10 protein-coding genes are annotated in these 10,429 nt (G+C 57.6%); 7 read left to right on the top strand and 3 right to left on the bottom strand.

Annotation, left to right across the window (positions count from 1 at the left end; all coding sequences use genetic code 11):
* Positions 1–1,071 (top strand): bifunctional alpha/beta hydrolase/OsmC family protein (locus AC2FNC_RS06930; protein ID WP_496714869.1); only part of this gene is annotated, 1,071 nt, incomplete at its 5' end.
* Positions 1,072–1,103: 32 nt separating this feature from the next.
* Here the strand turns inward: AC2FNC_RS06930 and AC2FNC_RS06925 are convergent.
* Positions 1,104–1,421: a hypothetical protein gene (locus tag AC2FNC_RS06925; protein ID WP_480473402.1), complete on the bottom strand. Its 318-nt coding sequence runs from the start codon at positions 1,419–1,421 to the stop codon at positions 1,104–1,106.
* 11 nt (positions 1,422–1,432) lie between these two features.
* Complete coding sequence (locus AC2FNC_RS06920) at positions 1,433–1,993, bottom strand: hypothetical protein (RefSeq protein ID WP_496714868.1); 561 nt, start codon at positions 1,991–1,993, stop codon at positions 1,433–1,435.
* Between the two features lie 353 nt (positions 1,994–2,346).
* Between AC2FNC_RS06920 and purB the strand changes: the two genes are divergently transcribed.
* From purB to AC2FNC_RS06895, 5 genes are all read left to right on the top strand, one after another.
* Positions 2,347–3,651 carry an adenylosuccinate lyase gene (purB, locus tag AC2FNC_RS06915; RefSeq protein WP_480553795.1) on the top strand — a complete coding sequence of 435 codons (1,305 nt, stop codon included), beginning with the start codon at positions 2,347–2,349 and terminating at the stop codon, positions 3,649–3,651.
* Positions 3,652–3,774: 123 nt separating this feature from the next.
* Positions 3,775–3,927: a hypothetical protein gene (locus tag AC2FNC_RS06910; protein ID WP_480517497.1), complete on the top strand. Its 153-nt coding sequence runs from the start codon at positions 3,775–3,777 to the stop codon at positions 3,925–3,927.
* A 102-nt stretch (positions 3,928–4,029) separates the two neighbouring features.
* The gene (locus tag AC2FNC_RS06905; RefSeq protein WP_480517499.1) at positions 4,030–4,572 is read left to right on the top strand and encodes a tetratricopeptide repeat protein; all 543 of its coding nucleotides are present in this window, start codon (positions 4,030–4,032) and stop codon (positions 4,570–4,572) included.
* A 69-nt stretch (positions 4,573–4,641) separates the two neighbouring features.
* Positions 4,642–5,742, top strand: coding sequence for a flagellar motor switch protein FliG (locus tag AC2FNC_RS06900; RefSeq protein ID WP_496714867.1), 1,101 nt, complete (start codon positions 4,642–4,644; stop codon positions 5,740–5,742).
* A 120-nt stretch (positions 5,743–5,862) separates the two neighbouring features.
* Positions 5,863–6,786 (top strand): lysophospholipid acyltransferase family protein, encoded by a 924-nt coding sequence (locus tag AC2FNC_RS06895; RefSeq protein WP_496714866.1) that lies wholly within the window; start codon positions 5,863–5,865, stop codon positions 6,784–6,786.
* Here AC2FNC_RS06895 and AC2FNC_RS06890 read toward each other — a convergent pair whose 3' ends face one another.
* A complete protein-coding gene (locus AC2FNC_RS06890; RefSeq protein ID WP_480603212.1) occupies positions 6,787–7,488 on the bottom strand; it encodes a DUF1223 domain-containing protein in 702 nt (233 codons plus the stop codon). It lies immediately after the preceding gene.
* Between the two features lie 226 nt (positions 7,489–7,714).
* Between AC2FNC_RS06890 and acnA the strand changes: the two genes are divergently transcribed.
* A complete protein-coding gene (acnA, locus tag AC2FNC_RS06885) occupies positions 7,715–10,405 on the top strand; it encodes an aconitate hydratase AcnA (protein ID WP_480553798.1) in 2,691 nt (896 codons plus the stop codon).
* The last annotated feature ends 24 nt before the right edge of the window (positions 10,406–10,429 follow it).

Here is a 10,429-nt window from a genome sequence, read left to right as displayed (position 1 = left end):
ATTTCTGCCCGTCTGGCTGCCATGGGTATCGCGGTGCTTCGGTTCGATTTCACCGGGCTGGGCCATTCAGAAGGCGAATTCGCCAACACGACCTTCACTTCGAATGTCGAGGACCTGATTTCAGCCGCGCAATATCTGGCCGGTCGAAACATGGCACCTGCACTGCTGATCGGCCACTCGCTTGGTGGCGCGGCGGTGCTGCGGGCGCGGGCTGGTATTCCGACTGTAAAAGCCGTCGTGACATTGGGTGCTCCGGCGGACCCCGCCCATGTATCGCATCACTTTGAGGCGGCGCTGCCTCAGATCGAAGAGGACGGCAGTGCCGAGGTCTCTCTGGGTGGTCGCCCCTTCCGAATTGGTAAGGCTTTTGTGGACGATATTGCCAAATCAGCCCTGTCATCTGCAATCGCCGACCTCAAAGCTGCCCTGTTGATCCTTCATGCTCCACGCGACGAAACGGTCAGCATCGACAATGCGAGCGCGATCTTCATGGCCGCGAAACACCCCAAAAGCTTTGTAACTCTCGACGATGCCGATCATCTGATCACGCGCGCCTCTGACGCCGAATATGCAGCAGATGTCATCGCCGCTTGGGTTTCGCGCTATGTGAAACTGTGCCCGCCCGCTCCGCCACCGGGTGCGCCAGAGGGCGTTGTGCGCATAACAGAAGCAGATCCGGGCGGGTTCATGCAGGATATTCAGGCCGGTCCAAACCACCATCTGGTCGCGGATGAGCCCGCATCCTATGGCGGTACGGACAAGGGCATGTCGCCTTATGGCTTTGTCTCGGCCGGTTTGGGGGCCTGCACATCGATGACAATACGCATGTACGCCAGGCGCAAAGGCTGGCCCCTGACAAATGTCAGCGTCGATGTGTGTCATGACAAAGTTCATGCGCAGGATGCCGGATTGGTGAATGACGGCAAGGTGGACCAGTTTCGCCGGAAAATCCGCCTGAGCGGCCCGCTGGATCAGGAGCAAAGGCAACGTTTGCTTGAGATTGCGGACAAGTGCCCGGTTCACCGGACGCTCGAAGGCTCGGCCCACATAACGACCGAGCTTCTTTCATAAGAAAGGCCGCCTGACAGGCGGCCTTTTGTTCCTTAGCGTCGCGGGCCCGGTCGATGAATGGGCGGGCGGGCAACCGGTGGGCGCGCCACAGGTGGGCGCGGGCGCGCGGGAGGTTTGGCCACAGGCGGTTTCGGACGCTCGGGGCGCACTGGTCGATCAGGCCGGTTGGGACGATCAACGTCAATATCCACATTAACGTCATGGTAATAGTCGTTCCACAGCATCGAGTCGTAAAACGGGTCATACCCGTACCCGACCCCGACCGTCACACCGTCACAGGCCGACAGCGTCAAAGTCGCGATCCCAAACCCCAGCGCAAGGGACATCCGTTTGATCAGTCTAACACTCATCGCTCCCTCCCTCACTGAAGTGCCCGGAACGACGCGAAAACGGCGTTAAGATCATCTGCATAACTCGGGTCCGCCCCGTCCCGCAGAATGGCAACTGCGATGGCAACCCGGCCTTGCGGAAGGTCAATGACGGTGGCGGAAAAGCTTACTCCCTTGCCGTCCCGGTGCCCGGTGCCCCGAAACACGCGGGCTGGCAACCCGCCAATACGGGTATCGCTGGTGCTGGTCGTCGTCGGGTCTTTGACCAGAAACTTGTCGATATCCTGCAAGTACCGGACGCCGCCCTGAATTGTTCCAACCCCCGAAGGTGATACGAAACCCATCCACACTGCGTCGTCTGTCACCGGCCGGAGCCCCATAACCCGCGCGACCGCGCGGGTATCGCCCAGTTCGGTATCCTCAATCTCGCGCGGGCCGCCGGTGCGAAGGATCCAGAAGTCGGGTACGTCAAACCGAAAAAGCGCTCGGCCTTCCTCGGTGTAGGTCACGGGTGTGTCAGCCAGTGCTGGTGCAGCTGCGCCGACGCAAAAAGCACCACAGAGGGCAAGTATCGAACGTGAAAACAAACGCATATCTCAATAACCTGATTATTTCCTTCCTTTCAGATTGAACAGTCAATGTGCTGTTTGTCCAGCATCGCTTGGCAGCAAGGTCAAGACGGGCATCAACCCCAACTGGCGGCATGATCCGATGAGAACTAATGCGGGTACAAAACCTGCCTTGTAGCGGCACCCTGCCCGTCACTGCCACACCAAGTCCTTTGCAATACAGTTTCCCGAACCCGTCTGCTGCTGAAAAGCCCGAACAGACGGCAAGAATCAGGGCAAACCGTCTCATATGCGCTCTCGCATCTTGTTCCCTACCTCGCACGCAGCTAAACCCCGCGCCAACGCCTCATCCAATCTGCAAAAAGGTGCCGTCGCCTATGATTCCCCGTTATTCCCGCCCCGACATGGTCGCCATCTGGTCGCCTGAGACCAAGTTCCGCATCTGGTACGAGATCGAGGCGCACGCGTGCGACGCCATGGCGGATCTGGGCGTGATCCCGCGCGAAAATGCGGACGCTGTCTGGAAAGCCAAGGATGTGGAATTCGATGTCGCCCGCATCGACGAGATCGAGGCCGTCACCAAGCATGACGTTATCGCCTTCCTGACCCATCTTGCAGAGCATGTCGGCAGTGAAGAGGCGCGTTTTGTGCATCAGGGCATGACCAGCTCGGACGTGCTGGACACTTGTTTCAACGTACAGCTGACCCGCGCTGCCGACATCCTGATTGCCGATTTTGAAGGGCTTCTGGCCGCGCTCAAGCGCCGCGCGATGGAACATAAGAACACGGTTCGTATCGGACGCAGCCACGGCATCCACGCCGAACCGACAACCATGGGTTTGACCTTTGCCCGCTTCTACGCCGAGATGGACCGCAACCTGTCCCGGATGCGCGATGCGCGTGCGGAAATCGCCACCGGAGCGATCAGCGGCGCGGTTGGTACCTTTGCCAATATTGATCCCGCGGTCGAGGAACATGTCTGTGACAAGCTGGGGCTGGTGCCTGAGCCGATCAGCACGCAGGTCATTCCGCGCGACCGCCATGCGGCCTTCTTTGCCACGCTGGGCGTTATCGCCAGCAGCATCGAGAACATTGCCATCGAAATCCGCCACATGCAGCGGACCGAGGTGCTGGAGGGGGCTGAGTTCTTCTCGATGGGCCAGAAAGGCTCCTCGGCGATGCCGCACAAGAAAAATCCGGTGCTAACCGAAAACCTGACCGGTCTGGCGCGCATGGTCCGCGCCGCCGTAATACCGGCGATGGAGAATGTTGCGCTCTGGCACGAACGCGATATCTCGCATTCTTCGGTCGAGCGCATGATCGGTCCGGATGCCACGATCACGCTGGATTTTGCGCTGGCACGGCTAACAGGCGTGGTCGACAAGATGCTGATCTTCCCCGAGAACATGATCGAGAACATGAACAAGTTTCCCGGCCTTGTCATGAGTCAGCGGGTTCTGTTGGCACTGACACAAGCGGGCGTAAGCCGTGAGGACGCCTATGCCATGGTACAGCGCAACGCGTTGAAGGTTTGGGAACACCGCACCGACTTCAAGGAGGAACTGTTGGCGGATGCTGATGTAACTGCCGCACTCAGCCCTGCGGAGATCGAAGAGAAATTCGACCTCGGGTATCACACCAAGCATGTCGATACGATCTTTGCGCGCGTGTTTGGAGAATAACGGACATCTTTTCAGTCTGTTAGCCGGGGGTGCTCTGCCGCGTGCAGAGCACCCCCTTGCTTTTTGCCAGATCAACGGAAATGCGGTATCCTGCATGTGCTTTTTCCATACGAGGGAAACATCATGATCCGAACAATCCTAAGCGCATTGGCACTGGTTCTTGTGGCCTCGGCCGGGCTTGCCTGCGAGCAGCATTCCAAACAGACCCAATCCTGCGCTCCCGGTACGGCGTGGGATACTGAAACAAAAAGCTGCGCGAAATCTGTCAACAGCTGACAATTTTTGTCCAGTTCGTGAATAAAAGCGTCCGTTCCCCTGTTAGCTTTTTTGTAGATCGCACTATGATTTCAATAAGAGCCCCGAGAACGGAGTAAAGAAATGCGCCTTTTGTTAGCTTCTGCCCTTGCCTTGCAAGCCTTTGCCTTCGCGCCTGCTGTCCATGCTGCAGGTGGTGACAGCAGCAGCCCGCCGAAACCGACGAATACAACCAAGAAATGCCTGTTCGGCCGTGTATATGACGAAACCCGTGGAAAATGCGTCAAACCTGACAAGTCAAACCTGACAGATGATCAGCTGTATAATGCGGTCCGCGAACTGGCCTATGACGGGCAATACGGGCACGCTCAGGACATTCTGCGCATCATGGATCAGGACGACGATCGTGTCCTGACCTATTGGGGTTTCACCTATCGCAAGATGGGCGAGCTTGGACTGGCAAATGTCTTTTATCAAAACGCGATCAATGCCAACCCAGACAATCTTATGGCGCGCAGCTACATGGCGCAGGGGTTTGTGTCCGAAGGCCGAACCGATCTGGCGATCGAGCAATGGCGCGAAATAAAGGCCCGTGGCGGAGAAGGCACCTGGGCCGAGGCGTCGCTGCGTGAAGCGATCCGAACGGGTCTGACATACAGTTATTAAGGTTCAGGGTTATTTAACCCGACTCTCTCTAATCTGCCTGTGGTTCGAAAACTTTGGCTCCACAGGCAGATGCAAAACACCAACGCATTAATTCAAACGGTTCAAGGGGCTTCGGCTCCGTTTCCCGCAGGGGGTGGCGACAGCCCGCGCCTTGTTCCCCGGACTTTAACCAGCCGTCAGAAGGCGGCCGTCGTCGTGCGCCTGTTGTTGAACGAAGGCGCCGATCTTCCGTTGGAGGAGCTTCCCGACGACCTGCAAGAAAAACTGACACATCAATTGGGGGAAATGGGTCTTGTGGATCGCGTGACCCTGGGTGCCGTGGCACAGGAGTTCAGCGAAGCCCTGAACAATGTCGGTCTGGCCTTTCCACATGGGCTTGCCGGGGCCTTGGATGCCGTCAGTGGAAAAATCACACCCGCAACAGCGGCACGTTTGCGCAAAATTGCCGGAGTTCGTCAGATCGGTGATCCCTGGCAAAGGTTGCGCGACATTCCAGCCCATGACCTTGCGGCCATGGCACAGGCGGAAAGCACCGAAGTGGCCGCTGTGATGCTATCGAAAATGGATACGGCACAGGCGGCGCAGATGTTGGGCCACATGCCGGGTCCGGTGGCGAGGCGGATCACCTACGCAATCTCGAAAACAGAAAATGTCACACCCGAAGCGGTTGAGCGTATTGGCTGGTCACTGGCTGCTCAGCTGGATCAGCGGCCTGTTCAGGCCTTCAATGACGGTCCGGGCGCGCGGGTGGGTGCAATCCTGAACCAGTCTGCGTCCGCCACGCGCGACGACCTGCTGAACGCGCTGGATGAGGACGACGCTGATTTTGCCGATCTGGTGCGCCGGTCGATCTTTACCTTCGCCCATATCTCCAGCCGGATTTCGCCCCGTGATGTTCCAGCGATATTGCGGGAAGTCGATCAGCCTGTTCTGGTCGCGGCCCTGGCTGGTGCCGCCGCGGATGATGACAAGGCATCTGTCGAGTTTCTGCTGTCGAATATCTCCTCTCGTATGGCAGAAAACCTGCGCGAGGAAATCGCGGAACGCGGGCGGGTCAAGCAATCTGAGGCCGAAGATGCCATGACCCAGATTGTTGGGGCGGTTCGTGCCCTGTCTGACGCCGGAACAATTACGCTGATTGAAAAGGAAGAAGACGAAAGCACGGGTTGAGGCAGGAACAGGCGCTCCCACAAAATCGTTGGGGCGGCCATTTCGCTTGGGTGCTTGAGGTTACGGGTACCGGGTTGTATGTCTTAGGCAACATTTCGCAACACGCGGTGAGACACCTCCATGCCCGTCGAAAAGTCGGAGCTCAGCCGGTTTGAGCTTGGAAAATACTATGTCGCCAATCTGTTCCTGCAGGGAATCATCAGCGCTATGCGCCTGCTTCCTTATGAAAGGCGCATAGCGACCATGGGTGCAATCATGAAAACCCTTGCACCCGTCGTTGGATTTCGCACCCGCGTCCGCCGGAATCTAAAGCTCACCTGCCCTGAATTGTCTGACGTCGAGATCACAAAGATCTATCGTGACGTGTCGGATAATGCCGGTCGGGCAATAATGGAGCATTTCTCACCCGAAGGTTTTATCGAACGTCAGGTGAACGCCAAGATATCCGGGCCCGGTATTGCTGCATTTGACGCCGCGATCGCCGAAGGGCGCCCGGTGATGATGATCACGGCGCATTTCGGTCACTATCTGGCCGCACGCGTCGCCCTGCAGAAACACAGCGGCAAACCGATAGGATGCCTTTACCGGCGGATGGCCAATCCTTATTTCAACGACGCCTATGTCGAAGCTTTTTACAAAACCGGCGCGCCGATGTTCGAACAGGGGCGGCGCGGTATGGTCGAAATGGTCCGGTCACTCAAGAACGGTGGAATTATCGCTATCGTATCCGACCTGCATGCGTTGGGGGGCGAAGAGCTGACATTCTTCGGCAAGCCTGCCGTGACATCCGTGTTGAACGCAGAACTGGCCATCAAGTACAAGGCCGTACTTATACCGTGCTATGCCGTGCGCCAGCCTAATGGCATCGACTTTGAAATCATCCTGCATGATCCCGTTCCGCACACGGACCCAAAGACGATGACTCAGTTCACCAATGACGATCTGGAACAGATCGTGCGGCAGCATATGGGACAGTGGTTCTGGATCCATCGGCGCTGGAAAAGCTGGAACGGGCTTGGCGTCCAACCGGACAACCTGCCCTGATCACTTGGCCCATGTCGCGGCAACAATCGGCCCGTGACCGGCCCTTTGCACAAGCACGACGGCTGGCAAGTCTAGTTCCAGCTGCGCCGAGTAAGTCTGCGGTGTTTGCCCATCCCACTGGCCCGCAATCTGCCAGGTTTCGACAACATTGGCATAATCCAACTCCCGCCCGGCTAACTCTCCACGACGGATCGAGGCATGGCGCAGGGGCGAATACTGAACGATACGCACGTCATAGGTCTCACCTTCGGGCAATTCCACAGGTGTCACACTCACGGTCACTTCGTCTGCGTCTCGGGTCGCGGTCACCGCTGCCTCGGGGGCGGCCGTTAGATGCGCATCAATCAGACGGTCGAGCTCCTGAGCCTGAGCGCCGACGATATCGTGCTGACCATTTATGATCATCTGGGGCGTATAGATCATGGATTTTCCGTTTTCACGGGCATAAGCCCGTTGCCGGAACGTGTGATCAGGATCGGCATATTCGTCTTTCCAGCCGATGTAATCCCAATAGTCGACATGCAGTGCCAGCCCGATGACATCGTCGCGTTTCGCCAGCTCATGCATGATCCGGTCCGCCGGCGGGCAAGATGAACACCCCTGTGAGGTGAACAGCTCAACCACCACAGGATCCTCACCGGACATGGATTGGGTGGCGAACAAGCAGGATACGAGGGCGGTCAAAGCAGCGGGTTTAAACATAAAAACTCTCGGATTGAACGGGTGTTCTCTGGGATAGCCGTTTTGCCGCTCAACCGCCAATCAACGTTTCTTGAGGGCGGCATCTGCAATTCTCCGCCTAAATGTGTGCAATGGTATACAAAATTGTACATCCAGTGCTATTGAACCTTGAACCAACGGCTTGGGTGATGCAGATAACACTCAGCGATGCCCGAAATCCAAGTCATTTGAGAAGGGAGGCCACCCGATGCCCATTAAAGTCGGACAGGATACCGCCAAGACACGCCGCAGCCTGAACGTGAATGGCAAGTCCATTTCCTACTATTCAATCCCCGCTGCGCAGCAGGCCGGTTTGGGTGATTTCTCCAACCTTCCTGCCGCGTTGAAAGTCGTGCTGGAAAACATGCTCCGATTTGAAGACAGCGGCTTTTCGGTCTCGGTCGATGACATTAAGGCATTTGCCGAATGGGGTGCCAATGGCGGCAAGAACCCGCGCGAGATTGCGTACCGCCCTGCCCGCGTGCTGATGCAGGACTTCACCGGTGTTCCCGCGGTGGTCGATCTGGCCGCCATGCGCGACGGGATCAAAGGCCTGGGCGGTGACGCACAGAAGATCAACCCGCTGAACCCGGTCGATCTGGTTATCGACCACTCGGTCATGATCGACGAGTTCGGGAACCCGCGTGCGTTCCAGATGAACGTCGACCGCGAATACGAGCGCAACATGGAGCGCTATCAGTTCCTGAAATGGGGTCAGAACGCGTTCAACAATTTCCGCGTTGTGCCTCCCGGCACCGGTATCTGCCATCAGGTGAACCTGGAATATCTGGCGCAGACGGTCTGGACCGACACCGATCAGAACGGCGAAGAAGTTGCCTATCCCGACACGCTGGTTGGCACCGACAGCCACACCACCATGGTCAACGGCATGGCCGTTTTGGGATGGGGTGTTGGCGGAATCGAGGCGGAGGCTGCAATGCTGGGTCAGCCGATCTCGATGCTGATCCCTGAGGTGATCGGTTTTGAGTTGACCGGCTCGATGGTCGAAGGCACCACCGGTACGGACCTTGTTCTGAAGGTTGTCGAATTGTTGCGCGCCAAGGGCGTGGTGGGCAAGTTCGTCGAGTTCTATGGCGAGGGGCTGGACCGCCTGCCGCTGGCTGACCGTGCAACCATTGCCAACATGGCGCCGGAATACGGCGCAACATGCGGCTTCTTCCCGATCGACGGCGAAACCCTTCGCTACATGCGCAACACCGGCCGCGACGAAGACCGCATCACGCTGGTCGAAGCCTACGCCAAGGAAAACGGGTTCTGGAGAGGCCCGGATTATGCACCGATCTACACCGACACTCTGTCGCTGGACATGGGCACAATCGTTCCAGCAATTTCAGGCCCGAAACGCCCGCAGGACTACGTCGCGCTGACCAACGCCAAGGCCGCTTTCACCAAGGAAATGAAAGAGACCTTCAAGCGCCCGATGGGCAAGGAAGTCGCGGTCAAGGGCGAAGACTACACCATGGAGTCGGGCAAGGTTGTAATTGCTTCGATCACCTCCTGCACCAACACGTCGAACCCTTACGTGATGATCGGTGCAGGCCTTGTGGCCCGCAAAGCCGCAGCGCTGGGTCTGAACCGCAAGCCTTGGGTCAAAACCTCGCTGGCACCCGGTTCGCAGGTTGTATCGGCCTATCTTGAGGCCGCTGGACTGCAAGAAGATCTGGACAAGGTCGGTTTCAACCTTGTTGGGTACGGCTGCACCACCTGCATCGGCAACTCGGGCCCGATCCAGAAAGAAATCTCTGAAGCCATTTCCGAGGGCGATCTTGTCGCCACGTCGGTTCTGTCCGGCAACCGTAATTTCGAAGGCCGTATCTCACCGGATGTCCGCGCCAACTATCTGGCTTCGCCGCCGTTGGTTGTTGTTTATGCGCTGGCAGGTACGCTCGACATCGATCTGACGTCCGAACCTATCGGTCAGGACAAGAACGGCAACAACGTCTTCATGAAGGACATTTGGCCGACCCAAAGCGAAATCGCGGAACTGGTTGAAGCGACCGTAACCCGCGAAGCGTTCCAGTCGAAATATGCGGACGTCTTCAAGGGCGATGAGAAATGGCAAAGCGTAGAGGTTCCGCAACAGGAAACCTATGACTGGCCGCCAACGTCGACCTACATCCAGAACCCGCCCTATTTCCAGGGTATGGGGGCGGAACCGGGCACGATCTCGAATATCGAAGGCGCCAAAGTTCTGGCCATTCTGGGCGACATGGTGACCACCGACCATATCTCACCCGCGGGGTCATTCGCGGCAACGACGCCAGCAGGCAAATACCTGACCGACCGTCAGGTTCAACCGCGCGAATTCAACTCGTACGGCTCGCGACGGGGCAACCACGAAGTCATGATGCGCGGCACCTTTGCCAATATCCGCATCAAGAACGAGATGTTGGACGGAGTTGAGGGCGGCTATACCAAAGGCCCGGATGGCGAACAGACATCGATCTACGACGCCTCGATGGCCTATCAGGCTAATGGCACTCCGCTGGTTGTGTTTGGTGGCGAACAATACGGCGCGGGCTCAAGCCGTGACTGGGCGGCCAAGGGCACCGCACTGCTGGGTGTCAAAGCCGTGATTGCGGAAAGCTTTGAGCGGATCCACCGGTCTAATCTGGTTGGCATGGGCGTTATCCCGTTCGAATTCACCGGTGGAGATACCCGCATAACCCTGGGTCTGAAGGGGAACGAAACCGTCTCGATCCACGGTCTGGATACGGTCGAGCCGTTGCAGATCGTGCCCTGCACCATCACCTATGCAGATGGGGCTGAGACGACCATCCAGTTGAAATGCCGGATCGATACCGCGCCTGAGATCGAATACATCGAAAACGGCGGCGTGCTGCATTACGTGCTGAGAAATCTGGCGAAGGCTGGCTGACGAACGCAGCGGATAAGAAAGTTT

It is taken from the genome of Ruegeria sp. BHSA123 (genome assembly GCF_059613425.1).
This window is presented reverse-complemented; position numbering and strand designations above follow the sequence as displayed.

Excerpts from the sequence above, each read along its gene's own strand:
- AC2FNC_RS06925 (WP_480473402.1), bottom strand. The coding sequence starts at position 1,421 with ATGAGTGTTAGACTGATCAAACGGATGTCCCTTGCGCTGGGGTTTGGG.
- AC2FNC_RS06920 (WP_496714868.1), bottom strand. The coding sequence starts at position 1,993 with ATGCGTTTGTTTTCACGTTCGATACTTGCCCTCTGTGGTGCTTTTTGC.
- purB (WP_480553795.1), top strand. The coding sequence starts at position 2,347 with ATGATTCCCCGTTATTCCCGCCCCGACATGGTCGCCATCTGGTCGCCT.
- AC2FNC_RS06910 (WP_480517497.1), top strand. The coding sequence starts at position 3,775 with ATGATCCGAACAATCCTAAGCGCATTGGCACTGGTTCTTGTGGCCTCG.
- AC2FNC_RS06905 (WP_480517499.1), top strand. The coding sequence starts at position 4,030 with ATGCGCCTTTTGTTAGCTTCTGCCCTTGCCTTGCAAGCCTTTGCCTTC.
- AC2FNC_RS06900 (WP_496714867.1), top strand. The coding sequence starts at position 4,642 with ATGCAAAACACCAACGCATTAATTCAAACGGTTCAAGGGGCTTCGGCT.
- AC2FNC_RS06895 (WP_496714866.1), top strand. The coding sequence starts at position 5,863 with ATGCCCGTCGAAAAGTCGGAGCTCAGCCGGTTTGAGCTTGGAAAATAC.
- AC2FNC_RS06890 (WP_480603212.1), bottom strand. The coding sequence starts at position 7,488 with ATGTTTAAACCCGCTGCTTTGACCGCCCTCGTATCCTGCTTGTTCGCC.
- acnA (WP_480553798.1), top strand. The coding sequence starts at position 7,715 with ATGCCCATTAAAGTCGGACAGGATACCGCCAAGACACGCCGCAGCCTG.